The organism is Arthrobacter sp. Y3223164 (assembly GCF_059091005.1).
Genome location: NZ_JBNHGF010000002.1, coordinates 25460 through 46324 on the forward strand (window position 1 = coordinate 25460; position 20865 = coordinate 46324).

The 20865-nt window shown below is 62.7% G+C and carries 22 protein-coding genes; 10 read left to right on the forward strand and 12 right to left on the reverse strand.

What is annotated here, in order from left to right; translation table 11 throughout:
- Nucleotides 1-115: 115 nt before the first annotated feature.
- Nucleotides 116-286, reverse strand: a complete 171-nt coding sequence (locus AC5RUJ_RS00375) for a hypothetical protein (protein ID WP_494127953.1) — start codon at nt 284-286, stop codon at nt 116-118.
- Between the two features lie 207 nt (nt 287-493).
- Nucleotides 494-940 (reverse strand): hypothetical protein, encoded by a 447-nt coding sequence (locus AC5RUJ_RS00380; RefSeq protein WP_494127954.1) that lies wholly within the window; start codon nt 938-940, stop codon nt 494-496.
- Between the two features lie 172 nt (nt 941-1112).
- Here AC5RUJ_RS00380 and AC5RUJ_RS00385 point away from each other — a divergent pair, with 172 nt between their 5' ends.
- A complete protein-coding gene (locus AC5RUJ_RS00385) occupies nt 1113-1760 on the forward strand; it encodes a CatB-related O-acetyltransferase (RefSeq protein WP_494127955.1) in 648 nt (215 codons plus the stop codon).
- Between the two features lie 42 nt (nt 1761-1802).
- On the opposite strand, the gene AC5RUJ_RS00390 is transcribed toward AC5RUJ_RS00385, so the two are convergent.
- Nucleotides 1803-2819: an O-antigen ligase family protein gene (locus AC5RUJ_RS00390; RefSeq protein WP_494155535.1), complete on the reverse strand. Its 1017-nt coding sequence runs from the start codon at nt 2817-2819 to the stop codon at nt 1803-1805.
- Nucleotides 2820-3123: 304 nt separating this feature from the next.
- Here AC5RUJ_RS00390 and AC5RUJ_RS00395 point away from each other — a divergent pair, with 304 nt between their 5' ends.
- Nucleotides 3124-3303: a hypothetical protein gene (locus tag AC5RUJ_RS00395; RefSeq protein ID WP_494127957.1), complete on the forward strand. Its 180-nt coding sequence runs from the start codon at nt 3124-3126 to the stop codon at nt 3301-3303.
- Nucleotides 3304-3952: 649 nt separating this feature from the next.
- Here AC5RUJ_RS00395 and AC5RUJ_RS00400 read toward each other — a convergent pair.
- Together AC5RUJ_RS00400 and AC5RUJ_RS00405 are read right to left on the reverse strand one after the other, a co-directional pair.
- Nucleotides 3953-4441, reverse strand: a complete 489-nt coding sequence (locus AC5RUJ_RS00400; RefSeq protein WP_494127959.1) for a hypothetical protein — start codon at nt 4439-4441, stop codon at nt 3953-3955.
- Between the two features lie 69 nt (nt 4442-4510).
- Nucleotides 4511-4921 carry a hypothetical protein gene (locus AC5RUJ_RS00405; protein WP_494127960.1) on the reverse strand — a complete coding sequence of 137 codons (411 nt, stop codon included), beginning with the start codon at nt 4919-4921 and terminating at the stop codon, nt 4511-4513.
- A gap of 345 nt (nt 4922-5266) precedes the next feature.
- Here AC5RUJ_RS00405 and rfbA point away from each other — a divergent pair, with 345 nt between their 5' ends.
- Nucleotides 5267-6145: a glucose-1-phosphate thymidylyltransferase RfbA gene (gene rfbA / locus AC5RUJ_RS00410; protein WP_494127961.1), complete on the forward strand. Its 879-nt coding sequence runs from the start codon at nt 5267-5269 to the stop codon at nt 6143-6145.
- Here rfbA and AC5RUJ_RS00415 read toward each other — a convergent pair whose 3' ends face one another.
- The 4 genes from AC5RUJ_RS00415 to AC5RUJ_RS00430 all read right to left on the reverse strand — a co-directional run bounded on the left by AC5RUJ_RS00415 (nt 6146) and on the right by AC5RUJ_RS00430 (nt 12243).
- The gene (locus AC5RUJ_RS00415; RefSeq protein ID WP_494127962.1) at nt 6146-7555 is read right to left on the reverse strand and encodes a sugar nucleotide-binding protein; all 1410 of its coding nucleotides are present in this window, start codon (nt 7553-7555) and stop codon (nt 6146-6148) included.
- A gap of 2 nt (nt 7556-7557) precedes the next feature.
- Nucleotides 7558-8556, reverse strand: a complete 999-nt coding sequence (gene rfbB, locus AC5RUJ_RS00420; protein WP_494127963.1) for a dTDP-glucose 4,6-dehydratase — start codon at nt 8554-8556, stop codon at nt 7558-7560.
- Nucleotides 8557-9332: 776 nt separating this feature from the next.
- The gene (locus tag AC5RUJ_RS00425) at nt 9333-10343 is read right to left on the reverse strand and encodes an LCP family protein (RefSeq protein ID WP_494127964.1); all 1011 of its coding nucleotides are present in this window, start codon (nt 10341-10343) and stop codon (nt 9333-9335) included.
- 55 nt (nt 10344-10398) lie between these two features.
- Entirely contained in the window at nt 10399-12243 is a 1845-nt protein-coding gene (locus tag AC5RUJ_RS00430; protein WP_494127965.1) for an ABC transporter ATP-binding protein, read from the reverse strand.
- A 127-nt stretch (nt 12244-12370) separates the two neighbouring features.
- Between AC5RUJ_RS00430 and AC5RUJ_RS00435 the strand changes: the two genes are divergently transcribed.
- Nucleotides 12371-12715, forward strand: a complete 345-nt coding sequence (locus tag AC5RUJ_RS00435; protein ID WP_494100689.1) for a MarR family winged helix-turn-helix transcriptional regulator — start codon at nt 12371-12373, stop codon at nt 12713-12715.
- A 7-nt stretch (nt 12716-12722) separates the two neighbouring features.
- On the opposite strand, the gene AC5RUJ_RS00440 is transcribed toward AC5RUJ_RS00435, so the two are convergent.
- Nucleotides 12723-12977, reverse strand: a complete 255-nt coding sequence (locus AC5RUJ_RS00440; protein ID WP_494155536.1) for a hypothetical protein — start codon at nt 12975-12977, stop codon at nt 12723-12725.
- Nucleotides 12978-13305: 328 nt separating this feature from the next.
- Between AC5RUJ_RS00440 and AC5RUJ_RS00445 the strand changes: the two genes are divergently transcribed.
- Nucleotides 13306-13770: a hypothetical protein gene (locus AC5RUJ_RS00445; RefSeq protein WP_494100687.1), complete on the forward strand. Its 465-nt coding sequence runs from the start codon at nt 13306-13308 to the stop codon at nt 13768-13770.
- Here AC5RUJ_RS00445 and AC5RUJ_RS00450 read toward each other — a convergent pair.
- A complete protein-coding gene (locus tag AC5RUJ_RS00450; protein ID WP_494127966.1) occupies nt 13737-14621 on the reverse strand; it encodes a response regulator transcription factor in 885 nt (294 codons plus the stop codon). The two genes, AC5RUJ_RS00445 and AC5RUJ_RS00450, sit on opposite strands and share 34 nt — an antisense overlap.
- Nucleotides 14622-14996: 375 nt before the next feature.
- Here AC5RUJ_RS00450 and AC5RUJ_RS00455 point away from each other — a divergent pair, with 375 nt between their 5' ends.
- The 5 genes from AC5RUJ_RS00455 to AC5RUJ_RS00475 all read left to right on the forward strand — a co-directional run bounded on the left by AC5RUJ_RS00455 (nt 14997) and on the right by AC5RUJ_RS00475 (nt 18591).
- Nucleotides 14997-15542: an alternate-type signal peptide domain-containing protein gene (locus AC5RUJ_RS00455; protein ID WP_494127967.1), complete on the forward strand. Its 546-nt coding sequence runs from the start codon at nt 14997-14999 to the stop codon at nt 15540-15542.
- 77 nt (nt 15543-15619) lie between these two features.
- Nucleotides 15620-16201 (forward strand): hypothetical protein, encoded by a 582-nt coding sequence (locus AC5RUJ_RS00460; protein WP_494127968.1) that lies wholly within the window; start codon nt 15620-15622, stop codon nt 16199-16201.
- 11 nt (nt 16202-16212) lie between these two features.
- Nucleotides 16213-16812, forward strand: a complete 600-nt coding sequence (locus tag AC5RUJ_RS00465) for a signal peptidase I (RefSeq protein WP_494127969.1) — start codon at nt 16213-16215, stop codon at nt 16810-16812.
- Nucleotides 16813-16876: 64 nt separating this feature from the next.
- Nucleotides 16877-17626, forward strand: a complete 750-nt coding sequence (locus AC5RUJ_RS00470; RefSeq protein ID WP_494127970.1) for a hypothetical protein — start codon at nt 16877-16879, stop codon at nt 17624-17626.
- Between the two features lie 281 nt (nt 17627-17907).
- The gene (locus AC5RUJ_RS00475; protein WP_494155537.1) at nt 17908-18591 is read left to right on the forward strand and encodes a hypothetical protein; all 684 of its coding nucleotides are present in this window, start codon (nt 17908-17910) and stop codon (nt 18589-18591) included.
- 96 nt (nt 18592-18687) lie between these two features.
- Here AC5RUJ_RS00475 and AC5RUJ_RS00480 read toward each other — a convergent pair whose 3' ends face one another.
- Nucleotides 18688-20856 carry an acyltransferase family protein gene (locus tag AC5RUJ_RS00480; RefSeq protein WP_494127972.1) on the reverse strand — a complete coding sequence of 723 codons (2169 nt, stop codon included), beginning with the start codon at nt 20854-20856 and terminating at the stop codon, nt 18688-18690.
- Nucleotides 20857-20865: the final 9 nt, after the last annotated feature.

Consider the following 20865-nt stretch of genomic DNA (forward strand, 5'->3'; position numbering starts at 1 on the left):
GCTGCTGCTGGTAGTAATCTTTGCGGCGACCTGCGCAACAATGCTTCTTGGATACACCCGAGTATGCATATGCCGCCATCTTTAGGACATAGGGAGACGAGCTGCCTGCGGGCCCCTAACCATTGACATGGGTGATGACGCCTTCGAAGGTCGGCTTCTTTTTCGGGACGTCCCACCAATGGATGATGTCTTCCAGCACCTCGCGGGTGTGACCAAACAATGCTGGGACGTTCGCGGCCGTCGTGCAGGCCGGGAAGTTGTACTTGGCATTGTATTCGTATCCCATGGTGTTGCCTCCTCAGGCGGTGGTTTCGGGGCAGGAAAAATGCGCCCCGGTGAGGCGATAACGGTTTCCGGTGTAACCGGTCGTGGAGCGGGTGGTTTGACCCCGGGCAGGTGTTCCTCGATCACGCGAGCGCCTTAAACGCGGCCACAATGGCGGTGACGCGACAGCCGTCTAGCAGGGTGGAAGCGAGCGCGACTGCGATTTCGTTCATGCGCCGGGTTCATCCTTCCGCGGTGCTTCCCGCAACGCCTGCAACTGGGCGCGGGCGTCAATAGCGAGGTCCCGGGCTCTAACCCCGCATCCCAATCCGAAGAAGAGCAGCAGGATGATGACGAGCGTTGCCCGAGGGTTAGTCCCGGCGATCAGCGCGGTGACCCCGTACGGGGTGAAGGCCATGCTGGCGAGCCACATGCCGGATTGCTCCATGGAGGACGCCCAACGGTGGGACCAGCGGAGCAAGCCGCCAAGGATCAGTAGGCCGGCGGCCAGGAGCATGATGCGGTATCCGAGGCCGAGCAGTTCGGGCAGGTCTTGGATGCTCGACGGCATAGCATCGGGCTCGAACAGGATGATGCACGCCGCGGCCGCGACAAAGTCGAAGGGGTAGGCGTAGAGGACGGCTGGGAGGCGACGCCCCTGATACCTGATGGGCATGGGAGCCACCCTATGTAGTTGTGAGCGGTTGGCTCGCCAACGGCCCTCGTTGGCGGGTGCCGCTGCCATGGCTCCGTTAAACATCAAAATTCCTGGCGCGACGGACTGGCCTACTGATCGAAGCCGCGTAATCGACGCAGTTGAAGTCGGTCAATACGGTTAGGCTGCATTTATGAATGAGGAAGCGAAGTTCAAGGCCCGGTTGCTGGCGCGAAAAGTGTTGGCGAAAACACCGAAATTCATGACTCGGGCGCTTCCACTCCCCGGACGCCCGCCGACAGTGGCTGAGCTCATGCGTCAGGGGGTTATCACCGTTGGACGCCACACTTATCCGGCCACCCCGCCTGTTGCCTACTACAAGGGCGACACTGCTCGAGTAACTATTGGTTCGTTTACGAGCATCGCTGCTGGTGCAGAGATTCTTGCCGGCGGTGAGCATAACCCTGATTGGGTCACCACGTTCCCGATGCGCATCCGCATGGACCTGCCTGGCAAGCTGACGGACGGGCAACCCGGATCCAAGGGTGACATCACGATTGGCAACGATGTCTGGCTTGGCCGTCACAGCAGGATCATGAGCGGGGTGACCGTTGGCGACGGCGCGATTGTTGCCGCGGGTGCCGTCGTGACACGCGACGTTCCGCCATATGCCGTTGTCGGTGGCGTCGCCGCCAAGGTCCTCCGCTACCGGTTTACAGAGGAGCAAATCCGCGGATTGCTAGGCATGCGCTGGTGGGATTGGTCGGACGAGACTATCAGAGCAAGAGTCAATGACCTGTCGTCGCCGGACATCGATGCTTTTATAGCCAGGTACAGCTAGGGCAAGGCGCCAGCCGCCCTACACGAGGTGTGACGGGCCACTCTAATAAGCCCGCTCTAAAGTGCTGTCAATTCGGCAGGAGCCCTTCCTATGAAAGGCTCCTCTTGTCACGATTGTTTGAGTTGCAACAAGTGCCAAACCAAGTGCCAGCCACGTCACGGGGAAGTACAAGGCGTTGGAAAATAGGCTGTTGACCAAGATGAATAAGAGGGCCTTGCCGGGAATAGTGCGTATCATGCGAAATGCGAAATAAAGCAGGAATAAGGCGAGTGGCAAGGCGAGTAGCCCGCCATCGACCCACAACCCAAGTAGCCAATTGCTTGCCACATTGTTCTGAGAACTGTTGTGGCGGTCCACTTCACCCCACACACTGACTCGCCCTGCGGCACTTAGCCCGTGGCCGTAGAGGGGTGATGTTTGGGCTAACTCAAGGAGCCCGTTGATTTGTCGGATTCGCGCTTCACCGGAGATGTCGTCAGCTTCGGATTCGCCTACGAGTGTGAGCATGCGGTTGGTTAGGTCCTGCCGCAAATCAGGTATGGCAGCTAAGGCCACACCACCGATGGTTGCGGTAGCAACTACAGCTGCCTTGATGCCTCTTTGAGTGCGCGCCTTGCTACGCATAGTCACCTTGACAACCGTCGCCACAATAATGACAACGGCCAGAGCGACCCACGCCGCCCGAGCAAACGCCAGAACAAACACTGCCGCGTGGAGCGGAATGAGTATTGTCTTGACTTTGGGTTTCAGCTTCATTTGCCAGGCCACGAGCAGCCCGATCCCGGCGTATAGTCCAAGCCAGTCCGGCTCCGGGTAAATTCCAGTAGGGCGGCCAATCGAACTAACGCTGGCGTGCCACAGGTCAGAGGGGATTAGGCCGACGAGTTGCATCAGGGCAACGCTCGCGCCAACAGTTGTTGACGCTAGCAGTCCCGCTAGCATGGCGTAAGCATCTGCCAAGCTGGCCCGGAATGCGATGACTAAAGCTGAAGTCGATAACGCCAGGAGTTGTAGCGCCAAGGTTGGGCTATTTACTAGATCCCCGATCAAGGCGGTCATGGCCAGTAGGAGAGTGGCTGCACCCAGGTATAGGAGCTTTGGCACTAGGGCCGTCCTCTTTTCCCCTCCCGACCATATAGCCCATACGAGCGCCACTGCGGTGAAGATGTGCATGTTCCCGATCTGGATGCCCGTGAGCCCTCCGGCAACACCGACAAGGAAACTGAGGATGCGTCTACTATCCTTCGCTGTTCCTATGAGTGCTAGGAGGAGGAGCGCAGCCCCCGCGACCGCGACCATGATCAAATCCATGTGCCTCAGTCTAATGGCCGCGCATATATCGTTTCGCCCGTAGGCTTGCCCCATGTCTACTCTTCAAGCCAAGCGCACCACTATTTGCGAGAGCGCGATTCTCGGTGGCGTATTGGCGTTTTTTGGCTGCCTCACATTTGAAGCGAAACCGGTGACCACGGCGGTGACAATGACTGCCGCCGCCGTGGCTGGCGGCTTTGTCAATCGTGTGGACGCCAGATTCAAAGAGTGATGCTATTTGGCGTCCGCCGCTGACTGACCCCTTCTGGGAAAGTGCTTCTCTGAGCCTCCCGTTTTCTTCGGTGAGTGCGACGATTTGCCCGTACAGGTCGCTGTGTAGGGCGAGGATTGCTGAGGGGCTCGTTAGACGATCGCTCCTGATGCTAGGTTTTCCAGTTTGTGCCATCTGAAAAGATCATTTTATTGAGGGTGGAGTCGTGGCAGATGGCTCCCGCCATGGCGCTGGCCGCTGACATTCTGGTGGCGGTGGTGGTTGTCGGAACACCGAAAGCTTTGGCATTTTCGCACCGCTAATAGCGGGTCGGATGTGCGGGCGATGTCCGGGCCTGTGGACGCGAATTGGATGCCGGCGTAGCCGTTGGCCATCTGACCAAGTTTGACGCTGTTGGTTCCTTCCCGGGCGGTGAAGTCGGCGGACGATATGACAGCGCCGTCGTTGCCGACCCGGAACCGCCGATTGACGCCTACATAGTCGTACAGGGCGATGGGAGAATGCGGCCCCCGCCGTGTCCAGGGGTGCCCACACTTGTAGCGCGTTCTCCGCTTTGTTGCCGCTGATGATCTGCAGGTTGTCCGTCTTGGACTGTCCCGTCTTGACGAACAGGGCGTAGGATTCCCCGGCGTTCGGGGTGGGATCGCCCTCAATGTGCATCCCGTAGGACTTGCCTACTGTCGCCCCGGAGCGGTTGACATTGGCTTTGACGTGGTGGCCCATGACTACCCCAACGGTCGCACCAGTTGCGGACGCCTCCACCGCCACTTCTGAACTGCTGGCCCTTGATGGTGTTGAGCGTTGCACCCGGCGTGTAAAGTTGCACTTCCATCAGGCGCCCGAAGATGTTGTCTATGCCGTCAACGTCGCCGCTTGCCTTGCCCGTGGTCAAGAAGTCGTTAGCGCCGAACAGGAAGTTGTGGTCAGCAGCAAGAGTGCCAATGACCTGGGCGCCGGTTACGGTTGTGGAAGCAGGAACGCTCAGTGTCGCCTTCGTGTTGCTTTCGATGGAAACAATCTGTGCTTTGAGGTCTCCGCCGCCAGATGCTGCACCTTTGACCCAAACGGTGTATCCGACCTTCACCGGCAGGGTAAATGTTCCTGCGCTCAGGGTCAGTGCCGTTGACCCGCTGATCATGGCCGCGGTAAGGATGGATTTCAGGCCGGCGAAGCCGCCTTGAAAGGTGACGTTGATCTGGTGGCCTACCTAGTCGTCCCCGCCGCCGGAAGGTAGGTCGTTTGTGAGGTTCGAGCCGTTAATGATGCTGTTCTGGTAGAACGGCATTCGGTCGGCACCCTTGCCCGCGCCCAGCCCGAACCAGGTGGTCGAGCGGAGGCCTTCGGGGCTGGTGAAAGTTTCTGCGACATCAATGCTTTCGGTTGCGTTCTTCCCGCCTCCATATGTGTCTTTCAGTGCAGCTGCGGTGAGGCTGTCCGGGTCCTCGATGAGGTTCTTGTTCATCTGGTCGGTGGGGGCTTCGGCACGGTAGCCGCTGCCTTCGTCTCCGTCGCCTTCTGCATGGCGGTGTCGGCCCAGTTCTGCATCATCGGCGCCGTGGTTTCCGGCGGTGAACCGGGGGAGCTGCGTGTACGGGACCGCTCCCGTCCCGGCGGGCACGCCGATCAGTTCCGACTATCCCCGGCCGGACTGGTGATCACGGATGGTCACCTTGAAGCCCACGCCGGCTCCGCCCGTCCGGTAAGGTGCCGAGTGGAGCGATGCTTTGAACCGTTGGCGATACCGATCTTCGACGGCGTTCACTGAGCATTAAGTTTAGGTTTAGTCGTTGCTGCCGCTTTGGTTTCATTGATATGCCCGTAGTAATTTGGTGAAGAGGTTTTAGCTGACGCGTTCTCAGCGCTTGAGATATGCACAGTGAACCGCATAAGTGGAGCGTAGGCTCCGGTTATGCCCAGGGGCCACCGGTGGGAACCGATCCAGTTAACTAGGAGTCTTTGTCGCATGCGCGGAATCATTTTGGCCGGAGGCACGGGATCCCGTTTGCATCCGATTACCCAGGGCGTGAGCAAGCAGCTGATGCCGGTGTATGACAAGCCGATGATCTACTATCCGCTGTCCACGCTGATCCTGGCGGGCATCCGGGACATCCTGGTCATCACCACGCCGCATGATGCCGAGCACTTCAAGGCTCTGCTCGGTGACGGCTCCCGGTTCGGCATTTCGCTGTCCTACTCGACCCAGCCGAGCCCGGATGGGCTGGCGCAGGCGTTTCTGCTGGGCGAGGAGCATATTGGCTCTGAGCCGGCGGCGCTTATCCTGGGGGACAACATTTTCTACGGCCCCGGCCTGGGCACCCGGCTGCAGCGCTTCGCGCAGATCGACGGCGCGGCGGTGTTCGGGTATCAGGTCGCGGATCCTACCGCCTACGGTGTGGTGGAGTTCGACGAGTTTGGCAGGGCGCTGAGTTTGGAGGAGAAACCGACAGCGCCGAGAAGCAACTACGCCGTTCCGGGCCTCTATTTCTACGACAACGAGGTGGTGGAAATTGCGAAGGGCCTGAAGCCCTCGGCGCGCGGGGAGCTGGAAATCACGGACCTGAACCGGGTGTACCTGGACGCCGGCAAGCTCTCCGTGGACATCCTGCCGCGCGGGACGGCCTGGCTGGACACTGGAACATTCGAGTCGCTGTACGAGGCCTCGGGGTTTATCCGGGCGCTGGAGCACCGGCAGGGGCTGAAGGTCGGCTCACCGGAGGAAGTCGCCTGGCGCCAGGGGTTCCTCACGGACGAGGAGCTGCGCGAGCGGGCGGAGGCCCTAATCAAAAGCGGCTACGGGAGCTACCTGCTCGGCCTGCTGCAGCAGCCCGTCCTTCAGCGCTAGTTACTCCGCCAGATAGGCTTTGAGCCGATCCGACGATAGTGCCGGGTGGAACCCCAGGGCCTGGATCTTGGTCAGGTCAAAGTTGGAGTTCAGCGGCCTCGGTGCGGCCTTCTTGCCGGCGAAGTACTGGGCCGTCGTTACTCCCGTGACGTCCCCGGGGTCGTGACCGGTCTGCGCGTAGATGCGCCGCGCCACGGTCGCCCAGGATTCGAGTTCGCCGTCGTTGCTGAGGTTGTACGTGCCGTAGGGCGCGCCGGTCTCGAGCAGGTGCCGGATACCGGCGGCCAAATCCGCGGTGAAGGTGAGCCGGCCGACTTGGTCATCCACCACCGAGGGAGCGATGCCGCGTTCGGCCAAGGACGCCATGGTGCGCACGAAGTTGTTCCCATCGCCGACCACCCAGCTAGTCCGCACGATATAGTGTCGCGGCACCACGGAGACCACGGCGTCCCCGGCGGCCTTGGTCGCCCCGTAGACGCCGAGCGGGCTGAACGGCTCGTCCTCGGGGTGAACCCTTTCGATGCCGTCGAAGACGTAGTCGCTGGAGACATGGACCAGCGTGATGCCCTGCCCCGCGGCGACCTTGGCCAGTCCGGTCACGGCTCCGACGTTGACCGCCCATGCAGCGCGGCGCCCCTCAGCTGTCTCCGCCTGATCAACGTCAGTGTAGGCGGCGGCATTGATAATGGCCGAGTAGCCGCGCCAGTTCCGGCTTGCCCAGGAGGCCGGCGCAGTGAGGTCGAAGTCGGCGCGGGAGGCGAATTCTACATGGGCGGCATCGGCGTACTCGCCGCGCAATGCCCTGCCCAATTGACCGTTGGCCCCGAGGACTAGGATCTTCTTCGACGGCATCGGAGTCACCCCGGCCAGCCGGGGGTGGGCTCTATCCTTCTCTGACAGCTCCGCCTCGTCCAGAGGTATGGGCCAGGCGATGGCGGCGGTTTCGTCCGCCAGGTTCAGGAAGGTGTACTCATCCTGCGCATCCGCGCTCCAGTGATCGTTGACCAGGTAAGTGTACGCGGTGCCGTCCTGAAGGGTTTGGAAGGCGTTGCCGACGCCGCGCGGGACAAAGATGGCCTTGGAAGGATCCAGTTCGGCGGTGAACACCGTGCCGAAGCTCTGGCCCTCCCGCAGGTCCACCCAGGCGCCGAAGATCTTGCCGGTGGCCACGGATATGAACTTGTCCCACGGCTCGGCGTGGATGCCGCGGGTGGTTCCTGCTTTTTCGTTGAAGGAAATATTGTTCTGGACCGGGGAGAAGTCGGGCAGCCCCTGGGCAAGCATTTTCTCCCGCTGCCAGTTTTCCTTAAACCAGCCGCGGTTGTCCCCGTGCACAGGCAGGTCGAACAGCAGCATTCCGGGGATCGGGGTGTCCCTGGGACGCAGTGCCTTGGAGAATTCGATCGCCACGGTTATCGGCCCTGCTCCTGGTACCTGGCCTCCGTGGCGGACTTCTGCGGTCGCCACCAAGGCTCGTTGTCCAGATACCACTTGATGGTGTTCGCCAGGCCTTCCTCGAAGTTGGAATATAGCGGGGTCCAGCCCAGTTCGTTGCGCAGCTTAGTTGAGTCGATGGCGTAGCGCAGGTCGTGGCCGGGCCGGTCCACCACGTGCTCGTAAGCGTCGCGCGGCTGGCCCATGGCCTCGAGGATCAACTCCACCACGTCTCTGTTGTTCTTCTCGCTGTCGGCGCCGATCAGGTAGGTTTCGCCGATCCGACCCGTCTCCAAGATGGTTAGGACGGCGGAGGAATGGTCGTCGGCGTGGATCCAGTCCCGCACGTTTTCGCCCCGGCCGTAGAGTTTGGGCTTCACGCCGTCGATCACGTTGGTGACCTGCCGCGGGATGAACTTTTCCACGTGCTGGTAGGGACCGTAGTTGTTGGAGCAGTTACTGATGGTTGCCTGCACGCCGAAGGACCGCACCCAGGCGCGGACCAGCAGGTCCGAGCCGGCCTTGGTGGAGGAGTAGGGGCTCGAGGGGTTGTACGGCGTCGTCTCGGTGAACCGGTTAGGGTCATCCAGTTCCAGGTCTCCGTACACCTCGTCGGTGGAGATGTGGTGGAACCGCTTGCCGTAACGGCGGACGGCCTCCAGCAGTGTGTACGTTCCGATGATGTTGGTGTCCAGGAACGGGCGTGCGTCGTGCAGCGAGTTGTCGTTGTGTGACTCGGCCGCATAGTGGACTACGGCATCGGCTTCGGCCACCAGCGGATTGACAGCGTCGGCGTCCGCAATGTCCCCGCGCACCAGCCGGAACCGGTTCTCCGGCAGCCCTGCCAGCGACGCCTCATTGCCGGCGTAGGTCAGCTTGTCCAGGACCGTGACGCTCGCGTCTGTCTTCTCCAGCACATAGTGAACAAAGTTGGAACCGATAAAGCCGGCTCCGCCGGTCACCAAAAGTTTCTGCATGCAACCCACCCTACCGAGGTAGCTGTCGAATGCATGTAATCGTTTCATCCGAAAAGGCGCACTTATTTATGGACCGTCCACCCCGTGCGCGACGTCTATCAGTTGCACTGCAACTTGACGTACTTCGGCAACCAACGCAGGAATCTGCACATGGTACCGAGGCCGGGCGTGACGTCCTTGTCTAGACCGGCTGCTTCCCATCATTCTGATTATGTATCCCAAGAGGCAGCGGTGGTCGACTTACCTTTGCACGCGAAACTTCCCATTTGTCTAGGATGTGCGCTGTGCATTCTAGATACAGTCAGCAACGTAGTAGTCTTCACACTCTGCTGAGCACCATGGTCGCACTTTGCGGTCGGCAATAACCCGGCGGCATTGGATGCACTTGTTTCTGAACTTGCGCCACTTCTTCGTAAACATCTGACTCCTCCTCCGCGACAGACGTGAGACCGCTACTGCTCCTACCCCTCCTTGCGCTTTCATGGTGGTGTAGAGGCTAGTAAAGGTGACCTCTCTGCCCTAGGGCTTTAGGAAAGTCCAGTAGCACGATTCACAAGTCGAGTAGCCGGCACCGGGCGAGATGGGGACGACGGGCCCTCGTCAGGGGCACCGCAGGGTCACCGGGTGGGTGGAGATTTTCGAAAGCGGCCGGGCTGCGCTGCAGCCCGAGACGGGCAAGGCCTGCTTTTAATCGGGCGTTGGCGTAAGGGAGTCAACCCTGGCGCTGAGTGATGGAGCGGTAATTCGAGGACGCCCCTGGTCATCCGTTGTTGGGCTCAGTTGTCTGCGGGCAGTGCCTGCCAGTATTCGTCGATATTGCCGCTGCCTAGAGCCGCTGCGATCTCCTCAGCGGCCTGTTCGTCCTTGAGCACGATGGACTGGCCGTCGGCCGACGTTCCTGTGCCCTTGGTGGGCAGCGTGAACATGTGGATATCCTCCTTGCGAACGCTGTTGAGACTCAGGCCCAGCGATCCGATGGTTCCCGCATTCAGGCCCTCATCCACCGTGACGTAAGGGGCGAATTCATTGACTGTGGAGCCGATACGCGCCGGGTTGGTCAAGGTGCCCGCGGAAAGGAATTTGGAGATGACGGCACCGACGAAGGCGCGTTGGTTGCGGACGCGCTGGTAGTCGCCATCGGAGTAGGCGTAGCGTTCGCGGACGAAAGCAAGGGCTTCCTCGCCGTTCATGAGGGTGGGGCCAGCGGCGAAATGTTTGCCGCCCAGATGGGATGAGTTGAAGGCTGGATTGACATTGATTTCCACACCGCCGAGCGCGTCGGTCAGGCCACGGAAGCCTTCGAAGTCGATGATGGCCACGTGGTCGATCCTGGTGTCGAAGAGTCCCTCGACCGTCTGGACCGTCAAAGGGACCCCGCCCAGCGCGTAGGCCGCGTTAATTTTGCGCTCGCCGTGGCCCGGAATTTCCGTCCAGACGTCGCGCATGATGGACATGACGTAGACGCCGGAGCGGTCCGAGGGCACATGCAGCAGCATCAGCGCATCAGTGCGGGCGTCTGCCGAAACGCCTGCCAACGCGTCGGTGCCACCGTTGCCGGCGCGGGTGTCCGAGCCCATCAGCAAGATGTTGACGGAATCCATGGCTTCCGGCTTCTTTGTGGGGCGGGTTGCCTCGTCGGGAAACGCCGCGGCGATCTTCTCGCTCTTGGAATCAAACGAGCTCGCCAAGCTCCAGAGGTACCCTCCGGCCGTCAGGCCGGCCACGATGAGTAGGCCGACGAGGACGCAAACGGTGATCAGGGCGGGACGTTTCTTTAGACCGGACACCGCAACAGTCTATGGGCGCCCGGGCCCTAAGCCGTCCGACGTCACCTGGCTGTCCTCAGGCCGCCAGCGCCGCATACCGGCCGTCGGCATCGAGCAGGGACTCGTGCGTCCCTCGCTCCACAATTCGCCCGGCCTCGAGGACAGCGATTTGGTCGGCATTCCGGACTGTCGAGAGCCGGTGGGCGATGGTGATGGTGGTGCGGCCGGCGGCCAACCGGTCGAAGGCCTGCTGGACCGCGTGTTCGGTCTGGGTATCCAGCGCACTGGTGGCCTCGTCCAGCACCAGCACCGGGGGATTGCGCAGCAGGGTCCGGGCGATGGCAATCCGTTGCTTCTCGCCGCCCGAGAACCGGTGCCCGCGGGACCCGACGACGGTTTCGTAACCATCCGGCAGTGCCGCGATGTGGTCGTGGATTTGGGCGTCCCATGCGGCCTGTTCGATTTCGGCATCGCTGGCATCCGGCTTCGCATAGCGCAGGTTCTCGCGCACCGTGGTGTGCAGCAAATAGGTGTCCTGGCTGACCACTCCCACGATGGCCGCCAGGTCGGCCAGGCGCAGCGAGCGGAGGTCGACGCCGTCGATGGTGACGCGACCTTCCGTCGGATCCTGCAGGCGGGCCACCAGGGCGGCCAAGCTGCTCTTTCCGGATCCGGTCGGGCCGACCAGGGCCAGGCTGGAACCGGCAGGGACGGTCAGGTCCACATGCTCGATGGCCGGTGTCCCGCTGTCGGGATAGCTGAAGCTGACGTTCTCGAAGCGCACATGCCCGGCGACCTTGGACGGATCCACGGGGGCGGGGGAGGCCGGCTCCGCGATTTCCACCGGCAGGTCCAGATACTCGAAAATCCGGGCGAAGAGCGCCAACGAGCTGGTGACGGTGATCGTCACGTTCAACAGCCCGAGCAACGGCCGGAAGAGGCCGCCCTGCAGCGCCGTGAAGGCCACCACCGTGCCGATGCTGATGTTACCTGCGGCCCCCGGCAGGCCGGCGGCGAAGTAGATGACGGCGGGTACGGCGGCAAAGATGATGCTCATGGTGGCCATCCGCCAGCGCCCGGCCAATTCGGACCGAAGTTCCAGGTCGGTCAGCCGCTCCGACGACGCGGAGAACCGGGCGGCCAGGTCGTCGCCGGTGCCCAGGGTCTTGCTCAACTGGATCCCGCTGACCGAGAGCGATTCTTCGATCGTCACGTTCATGTCGGCCAGTTCCCGCTGGCGGCGGGCGGTCAGCTCCCGCCGCACTTTCGCCACCTTGCGGGTTAGCACGACGGCCGGCGGCATGACCAGCAGCGAGATCAGCGACAGCTGCCAGGACAGCGCGGCCATGGCCACCGCCGTGGCGACGACGGTGGTGAGGTTGGTGGCGATGCCTGTTGCGGTCGAGGTGACCACCGACTGCATGCCGCCGATATCGTGTGTGATGCGCGACTGGATTTCCCCGCTGCGTGTCCGTGTGAAGAATCCGACGGACTGGCGCTGCAGGTGCGCGAAGACCTCGGTCCGCAGGCTGTGCATTACCCGTTGGCCCACCTTGGTGGCGATCCAGGTCTGCAAGACCCCGAACAGGGCGGTGACGGCAGCGACAAACAGCATTCCTGCGGTCAGCCAGGCCAGCAGCGGGAGTTGCTGGCTGGGCAGGGCCGTGTCGATCACGGCCCGCAGGAGGAACGGCGAGGCCATCGCGACGGCCGAGGACGCGACGATGATGCCGGTAACGAGGGCCAGTTGTCCCCGGTACGGGCGGAAGAGGGCGGCGATGCGCTTCAGCGGTACGTGCCGGGCTTGTTCTTTTTCTACGGCCGTCGGTTCCCTTACGGGACCGCGGCCGGGGGTTATTCCGAAGGTTTCCGTCGGAACCACCTCGATCCGTGATGAAGGGGCAACGTGCGCCGCCCGCATTGCTGAGGTTGCCTCAATATGAGGTTACAACAGGAAAACTTGGTAGCCTATTCCCGTGACAGATGAAAGTTTACTTGACGCGTTCTGGGCCGTTACGCGTCAACTCAGGAGGGGCGCCCGGGAGGGAATGGCCCCGCTCGGCGTCGCCCCGTCACAAGCGAGGGCGCTGCGCATGCTCCGCCAGCACGGCCCGCTGCGGTTGGGTGAACTTTCCGAGCGGCTTCGGATAGCGCCGCGATCGGCGACCGACATCGTCGATGGCTTGCAGGAGAGGGGTTGGTGCTCGCGGGAGCCTGATCCCGCGGACCGCAGGGCCACGGTGGTCGTCCTGAGCGAGGCGGGGCAGGAGATAGGACCGGCCATCCGGGAGGTCCAGGTGAGGCATGCGGAGAAGTATTTTGGCGCCCTGTCTGCAGCCGAGCGTTCCGAACTGGCTGCGCTCCTGGCCAAGCTCACCTCGGGGGAGGACTAAGGCGGGCCTACCGCAGGAACGCGAACCACACGGCAGCGACGGCAGCAAGCACGACGACGGTGCTCACCACCCAGGCGGTCGTGGCCGTCTTTCGGGGCGCTGTGGCACGCTGCGCGGCGCGGGAGGAGCCGGACTGCGGCTTTTCGATGCGAACATACTGGGTTGGCCCCGCAGCTTGACCGGCCGCGGGTGCCACTACTTGAATGAGGCCCGTGCGCAACTCCCGCCGGGCCGGGTACGGATCGCCGGACGGCTTAGCCACGAGAGGGGTCACCGGAATCATGCCCGTTGGCGGCGCGGGGTCGGCTGCCCCCGTGCGAACGTCGCGCCGGCTCGGCAGTGTGTTGTCTTGGGCAGGATGGGGCATTAACTGGCCTTTCAGCCAACAGGAACGGGTGTCGCACGCACAGACGTGGCATAGCCATCTTAGGTAGACGGCGCGGAAATCCAGTGATCTTCCCTTGTCGTGTCGCGAAGTCCGGCGGTTCGCCCGCGGTGTGAACGGTCTTCCGCCGCGTTCAGCTTTCCTTTGGCCGATCTTCGGGCTGCGCAGCCAGGCTTCCTGAGCCGCCGGGGCCAGACTGGCACCTATGAGTTTCCCTGACCAGTCCTGCCTGCGGGAGACAGACCCGGGCACTCGCGCAGTGTCCCTCGTCCTGGCCGCCTGCGACCTGCCTGTGGTCTCGCTGCCGGTGCTGCATACCCTGGCGATGGACCTGAGGGATGACCTTGCCTGCCGAAGGTTCGTGGCCGACTACATCGACATGTGGGATGTTCGAAGGACTCGGCTAATCCAGGCGGTTCACGAGCAGGATGTGGACAAGGTCATGGATGTTTCCCTGAGCCTTAAGACCGCCAGCAGCGTGGCCGGGGCGCTGCGGCTGTCGTTTTATGGACGGCAGGTTCAAAGCCTGACCACCGAAGTTGCGGAGGGGCACCCGCATGCCATGGCGACCGTCCAGGATCTGCTTATCCCGATCGGAAGCTGCGGCGACGAGACCATGCGGCGCCTTGCCACCGATTACCTGGCTGCGGTCGATGGAGCCATTCGATAACCGAAACCACGAACGGTCTCCAGCCACCGGGGCGCACGCGGATTGTCTCCGAGTTTGCGGCGCAGATTGGCCATGTGGACCTCGACGGCGCGTTCGTCCGCCTCCGACACGAAGGAGCCGGTATCAAATTCCTCAAACCGCAGGCGCCGCACCAGGTCCTGCTTGCTGCGCACGGTCCGGCCGCCGTCCAAGAGGGTCAGCAGCAATTCGAATTCCGTCCGGGTCAAGTGCTTTTGGGCACCGTCTGCCGTCACAGTCCTGGTGGGGTAGTCCAGGCACAGGCCGTTGTGGATATAGGTGGCCTCTGGTTCCTTCGGGGCAAGGGTAGAAAGCTGGCCATTTTCGGGGGCCTCGCTTACGACCGCTACCGGGAAGGTTGTGGTGGGAGAACCGGAGAAGTTATCGGACCCCGCTGTCGACCCGGGAGAGGTGCGTTGCGCCACCCCGAGCGGCGCCCCGCCGTCGTGAATCGATTCACTAACTCGGGAACGACGCAGCATTGCCGCCACCCGCGCCCGCAGTTCGAAGGTACGGAACGGCTTGATGATGTAGTCGTCGGCGCCGGACTTGAAGCCCAGCACGGCGTCGATTTCCTCGGCTCGAGCGGTCAGCATGAGGATGTAGGCATCGCTGAAGAGCCGGATCTGGCGGGCGGTCTCAAACCCGTCGATGTCAGGGAGTCCCACGTCCAGGGTAACGATTGAGGGACGGTGCTCTCGAACGGCGGCGACTCCGGCTTTTCCATTCCGGGCTGAATGGACCTCAAATCCGGACTGTCTTAAGACGTTTCCGACCAGCGCACAGATGTCTTCGTCATCTTCAATGACCACCGCTACCCGCGAAGGATCCACAAATGCCTCACCTTTCTGCCGGCGGCTTTGAAGAACGGTCACGTCCGAACCCAAATTATAGTGCGCTTGCTTCACATTTGACGGAACTTGAGCTTGGCGATCGGCGGAGGAGTCGCGGGAAGGCAAGCAGGAGAGAACATTTGCCCGTTATCGATGCTAACCGTTGGGTGTAATGGGCGTGTTGAAGGTTGTCTACGCCAATCTGTTTCGGCCGGTCTTTGGTTTCTCTAGAGGTTGAAGTTTGGCGCAGTTCCCCACTGGCCATTTCTTCCGGAACGTTTGGGAAATAGAACCGTTCATCTTCAGGTGGGTTGGCGAGATTGGATATATCGGCGAGAACGAGGTGCCGAGTCAGCCAAAAACAAAGGGTCAAAGATGAACAACATGCTCAAGGGAACTCTGGCAATCGGTGTCGGCGCGGCGCTGCTGCTCGGCGGCGGCGGATCGCTGGCCATCTGGAATGCCGAGAAGAATGCCAGTATGGGCACCGTGGCCGCCGGAAACCTGGACCTGAAGGTCAAGCCTGGCGACTGGTCCAGCAACCTCACCCCGGGCACCATCAATATCAAAAGCCACAAGATTGTCCCTGGCGAGTCCCTGACCTACACACAGAAAGTGGATGTCATCCTCGATGGCGCCAACATCAAGGCCGTCCTGAAGGCCACCGACGCCACGGATCCCAACAGCTCGTTCAATCCTGCCAACATCACTGTGTCCCCCGTGGAGTTGAAGAGCGACGGCAAGGTTCTGGCTGAACCGCTCACCACGACGGTCAAGGACATCACGGCCACGGTGACCTTCGAGTTCAGAGCCGATACCGCAGGCCGTGACAGCGCCAGCGCCAAGTACGACTTCAGCAATGTAGCATTCAAGCTTGAGCAGCAGACTCCGGAGCCCGTCAACGCTGCATCGGGCAGCTGACAGCTGTCCACATTCTCAAGACCAGTGGTGCGCGCCTGACCCCGACGCGCACCACTGCAGCCAGGCGGAGGCCCACGATGCGAACCCGGCAAGCGCTCAAAGCCGCTGCTTTGCTGGCTGCTGCCGTGGTGCTGGGGATGCTGACCGTCCAGGGGTCATATGCCCTGTGGAAGGCGACCTCCCCGCTGGGCGCCGGCACCGTCCAAGCCGCGGACTTCCGAGTGAGCCTCGGCTCTGGCGACACCAGCGTGGACATGACGATGGAAGACGGCACGCCGGCAACTCTGGCCCTCGAAACGGCGCCGGCCGGAAAGCTCGTGCCGGGCAGCGCGGTGCGGGCCGGAGTCAAGCTCACCAACCTTACCGACGCCGGTGGGGAGTTCACCATCAGGGCGCACATAACGTCGGCGCCCACCATCGCGTCCGCGAGTCTCGCCGAGTACCTAAACATCGCGGCAACCGGAGCCGGGAGCCTTGAGGAGTGCGAGAATCCCGCCCTTTTCACCGCGGCCGCAACAGGCACCCTGCCTTCAATTGATCTGGCCAAGGGTGAATCGGGCGTCATCTGCCTCCAGGCGACCCTTTCCCAGCACACGCCCCCCTCTCTGCATGACACCACGACGACCATTTCCATTCCGCTCGCCGCTGAGCAGATCTGAGAGGAATGTTGGTGAACGTTTTGCGCCTTGTCGGCCGCGGGATCGCCTACCTGGCCTTTCTCACTGTCACGCTGGCGGCCTTGGTCCTGGTGGTTGTACCCCTCGTTACCGGTTCCCAGACGTACACCGTTCTGACTAGTTCAATGGCACCGAAATACGCGCCGGGCACCTTCCTGGTGGTCAAACCGACCCCCTTCGAGGAACTGCGTACCGGGGACATCATCACTTACCAAGCCGCGTCCAACAGCCCGGTGGTGATTACTCACCGGATCACCTCGATCATTGCTTCGCAACAGGGGGAGCGGCTGCTGGTGACCCAAGGGGATAACAACAGCGTGGCAGACGAGCTTCCTGTCCGGGAGCTGCAGGTCCGCGGGAAGCTTTTCTACGCGGTCCCGAGCGTGGGATTCCTGGCTAATGCGCTGGGGCAGGGGGACCGCGGTTTGGTCCTCAAGGTCGCGGCTATTGCGCTCATCGGATACGGCGCTTACTCCCTCGTCAAGGGTGCACGCCAGCGGAAGGCGAAGAAGGGAAACCCAGCCTCGGAGACGCGCACGGATTCGGCCGAGTTTCCGACCCGGCGGTCGCTGCGGCAGCGGTCAGAGCGGTGATCCGGCCATGACCGGTCATCATCAACAGTCATCCGCGGGAATGATCTGCCGCGTAGGCGCCTTATTGTTGCTGCTGCTGGTTTTGTGGGTGCCTGCCCAACCGGCCCAGGCCTCCGACGATCGATTGCAGCTGAGCATGGACGGGCACCACTATGCGGCCGAGCTGCCACGGCCATTGTTTGGCCGGTCCGGCCCACTGGTCCCCGGCGGATCCATCGCAACCGAGTTGTGGGTGCGCAACAACAGCAGCGACAGGGCTGCACTTTCGGTGGCCGGGGTGGTGGGGGAAGCCGACGTCGAAATTTCGGGGAACCTCGTGCTGAGCGTTGCGCAAGCCGGTGGTGTCAGCGAAACCGTGCCTTTAAGCGGTCCCTGGTCCTGCTCAGCTCTAGCGCAAACGTGGACGTTGTCACCCGGGGAAGCAATCCTTCTCAACCTCAAGCTGCGGTTGGCGCCCGGCGCGGCAAACGAGACCAGGCGTCAACGGGCCGAGGTTGACGTCGCGTTCATGTTGCAGACTGCAGCCGAGGGACTCGCCGTCGCCGGCGCTTGTCCAAAGGACAGCGAGGTTAGCATGCCCGCGGGGACGGACAGCCCGCCCGCTGACGGTGAAGCCCGGAACCCGGTTTTCCTGCCGGAGCAGCCCGCGCCGGGTGACGCCACCGCGCCTGAGGGCAGCGGAGGAGCACCGAAGCAGGCAGGCTGGATCGAGGGCAACGTCTTCGCCGACAACCGTACGTGGCTGGCCGTTCCCTTTTCGGTCCTTGGCATTATCTTCCTGGCTCTGACCAAACGACGAAAGAAAAATCAGTGATGAACGACGTTGGGAGGACGGCGCGACCCGGGATGTGGAGGCGCTTCCGGTCCCTGCCGGGGTTTATGGGGGCCGCCATTGCCTTTTTCCTGGTGGTGTTGATGGGAGTGGGCACGCCTGTTGCTGTGGCGAAGTGGCGCCAAAGTGCTACAGCAACCATGAGCGTCACGGTCGGGTCCCCGGCGACACCGCCCTCCGGCTCCGCCGATGCACGGCTTATCGCCGGTGCCCAGCTGAAGACGCGTCCGGAAGGACCAAGAAAGGATTCCGCCCAGTGCAGGGTGGCCAAGTCAACCGCCCAGCTGGAGAATCTAGACAAGCTGGACGTCAGCTTTACGTGGGCCCCCGCACAGAATGTCACGCATTACGTTGTGACACTTTCCTCCGGCGACCCGCGGTACGCCCACGCGGCCGACGCGAAGGGCGAACAAGTTACCTTCACCATGCCCCGGACTCCTTCGGACCGCCTGGGCAATCCGCTCAAAGGCGCCGGCACCGACGCGGCGTACTACGCGAAATACAGCCTGAGGGTTCAGCCGATGAACGGTGCCACCGCCGGCGACGCCATCTATCTGGTGTACAAATACGAGCACTATTCGGTGGCCAACTGCTTCCGCGACGCGAAGGCATACCCGCCGCTGGGGCTGGTGACGACGGTCAATTACAACGTCAGCACACCGGTCGACGACAAGAAGCACGTGGCGTTTTCCTGGAAGGCGTCCTCCGGAGCTACTTCCTACGAAGTGTCTTTGGCCAGTTCCGCCGGTTGGGGCGCCGAGGCGACGGTCAAGCAGCCTTCCGCCGTATTCGAATTGCCGTTCTCCACGTCAGGCGGCGCGTTCTTCACCGATTACCGCCTCCGAATCCAACCCATGAACGGAACCGTTGCCGGCGACCCCGTCTACAAGACTTTCCAGTACGGCCGCTGGAACACCGACCTCTACTACGCGGCACCCCCGCCATAGCACACTCCGCGGAGGCGGCTGCTTCCACGCCGAGCATCCATGCCGCGGCTGCCCGAATGACGGAATGCGACTGTCCAGGAACGCCTCAGCGCCACGTCAAGGTGCAGAGGGAACTGTCCTGATACCCAGGGACGTCAGCTCACCGCGCGCCACCAGGGCCAGGCTTTCCGCGAAGGCATTGGTGAGGTGTCCGGTGTCTGTACGCACGATGTACTCGCCGATGATCGGCGGGCATACGCCGCCGGGCGTGCAAAACCAGTCGTGGACCGCAATATAGTCAACTCCGTCCACGCCCGCGGTGGCTCCGCGTTCAGCCTCGGTGCGCCGCTCCCAGTTCTTGCTTGTCTTGGCATGGCAATCGTCCAGGCCATGTAGCCGCGAGGGGCAGATCCTCATGTCCGCGCCGCTCGGCGGCTTTCCGATGACGACGACTCGCGCCCCTGTCGAGGCGAAGCGCTCCACCGCTTGACGGACGCCCTCCTGCCATTCCTGTGCCGCCTTCTGACCGGTGGCCCGGCTGGCCATGGCCTCGTGGTTGGCGCTGAGCACTATCAGATCAGGGCGTAGCTCTTCGGCCGCACGGAACATCCGCTTCCTGCTTTCCGCGCAGTCAGCGGCGAACGCCGAGTCGGCCAGCCGGGGACGTGTTTCCACCAGGTAGGCGGGGCAGTTGGCGAAGCCCAGGCCGGTCACCTTCCAGCCGCCGTCGGACAACGCTCCGGTGATGGTTGGCATCCAGCTCATGGCGATCGAGTCACCCATCACGAGCGCCGAAAGCTTGCCTTCGCCCGGTCCAAACGTGCAGAAGTTGGGCCGGTCCGCTCCGGCTTCATTCCGGCATCCCGACTCCGGGTTCATCGCTGCGGGCTGCTGTGAAGGGCCAAGGACGTCCAGTGAGGGAGTCAGTCTGGCCGGGTCCGGCTGCCGTGCCGTGGCCGATTGGACTGCGGCAGCCAGCTCGCCCGCGTCGGCAAACGGTTGGGCGGCTCCGGCCGGCGGCCTGCCGTCGATGAGCGCGGCCGCTTCGGTGGAATCGCGGACGAATGACGGTCCTGCCAGCTGCACGGCGCTGAGGCTGAGGACGGCTATGGCGACGGCCCCCGCCCCCAACAGTTGCCTGCTTCGCCGGCCGGGACGGTCGTGCATGGGCGCGGATTCCCAGGACCGGAGCCAGGACGAGCGACGCACAGGCTCTTCGATGAACCTGTGCGAGAGCGCTGCACTAAGCACCATGGCCGCCCCAGCCAAGGCCGCCGTGACGGGCGAGCCGGAAGGATCCAACGCGGCGGCGAAGATAATCAGCGGGAAGTGCCAGAGATAGAGCGAATAGGAGATCCGCCCTAGGTAGCGCATGGCAGGATTGGTCAGCAGTACCGTGCCAAAACCTGGCCGTGATTCGTTGCCGGCAATGACCAACAGGGCACCGGCGACCGGGACGACTGCCCACGGGCCCGGGAAAGCCGAGTTTTCGGTGAGCAAAAGGGAGCCGCCCACAATAACCAGCAGACCGGCCGGCGCCAGCAGCCCGCGCCACATGACGGGACGGACGGACTCCCTGCGCGGGACGAGCGCAGCCAAGGCGCCGAGGCCGAATTCCCAAGCCCGGCTGACCGTATCGAAGTAGGCCAGCGAGGGCCGCCAGCCGGTCATGAACAGCGACCATGCGAACGAAGCGGCGACGGCGGCGACAATGCCGACCGCCAAGGCGCGGCGGACGGTCAGGCCCGTGAACCGGGGAAGCACATAGGCCAGCCCCAGCAGCAGCCACGGCCAGAACACGTAGAACTGTTCTTCAACCGACAGGGACCAATAATGCTGGAAGGCAGATACTGGGCCGGAGGCCTGCAGATAGTCCGTTCCGATGGCGGCAAAGTGCCAGTTGGAGACCCACAACATGGCACTGAGACCGTCCAGGGCGGTTTGGCTGGCCCGGGGCACATACCAGAGGCAAAAGCCGGCGGCGGTGGTGACGGCCGCTACCACCCCGGCAGCCGGCAGGATCCTGCGAAGCCTGCGGGCGTAGAACGCGGACAACGAGATCCAGCCGGTCTTGGCCTGCTCGCGGACCAGCTGGCCGGTGATGAGGTAACCGGAAATCACGAAAAAGATGTCGACTCCGATGTAACCGCCGGCAGGCCTGCCCGTCAGATGGTTCAGAACCACCAAGCCGACGGCCACGGCGCGCAGGCCCTCGATATCGGCACGGAAATGCTGCCTGGTGGTTTGTCGCTGCCGCAGGGCAGGGCGCAGTGATGCCTCAAGCATGGAAGGGTC

Coding starts and splice junctions, on each gene's coding strand:
- rfbB (WP_494127963.1), bottom strand. CDS start 8,556: ATGCAGAAACTTTTGGTGACCGGCGGAGCCGGCTTTATCGGTTCCAAC.
- AC5RUJ_RS00400 (WP_494127959.1), bottom strand. CDS start 4,441: ATGATCAGCGGGTCAACGGCACTGACCCTGAGCGCAGGAACATTTACC.
- AC5RUJ_RS00435 (WP_494100689.1), top strand. CDS start 12,371: ATGGCCCCGCTCGGCGTCGCCCCGTCACAAGCGAGGGCGCTGCGCATG.
- AC5RUJ_RS00455 (WP_494127967.1), top strand. CDS start 14,997: ATGAACAACATGCTCAAGGGAACTCTGGCAATCGGTGTCGGCGCGGCG.
- AC5RUJ_RS00395 (WP_494127957.1), top strand. CDS start 3,124: ATGTCTACTCTTCAAGCCAAGCGCACCACTATTTGCGAGAGCGCGATT.
- rfbA (WP_494127961.1), top strand. CDS start 5,267: ATGCGCGGAATCATTTTGGCCGGAGGCACGGGATCCCGTTTGCATCCG.
- AC5RUJ_RS00460 (WP_494127968.1), top strand. CDS start 15,620: ATGCGAACCCGGCAAGCGCTCAAAGCCGCTGCTTTGCTGGCTGCTGCC.
- AC5RUJ_RS00380 (WP_494127954.1), bottom strand. CDS start 940: ATGCCCATCAGGTATCAGGGGCGTCGCCTCCCAGCCGTCCTCTACGCC.
- AC5RUJ_RS00390 (WP_494155535.1), bottom strand. CDS start 2,819: ATGACCGCCTTGATCGGGGATCTAGTAAATAGCCCAACCTTGGCGCTA.
- AC5RUJ_RS00430 (WP_494127965.1), bottom strand. CDS start 12,243: ATGCGGGCGGCGCACGTTGCCCCTTCATCACGGATCGAGGTGGTTCCG.
- AC5RUJ_RS00445 (WP_494100687.1), top strand. CDS start 13,306: ATGAGTTTCCCTGACCAGTCCTGCCTGCGGGAGACAGACCCGGGCACT.
- AC5RUJ_RS00385 (WP_494127955.1), top strand. CDS start 1,113: ATGAATGAGGAAGCGAAGTTCAAGGCCCGGTTGCTGGCGCGAAAAGTG.
- AC5RUJ_RS00480 (WP_494127972.1), bottom strand. CDS start 20,856: ATGCTTGAGGCATCACTGCGCCCTGCCCTGCGGCAGCGACAAACCACC.
- AC5RUJ_RS00375 (WP_494127953.1), bottom strand. CDS start 286: ATGGGATACGAATACAATGCCAAGTACAACTTCCCGGCCTGCACGACG.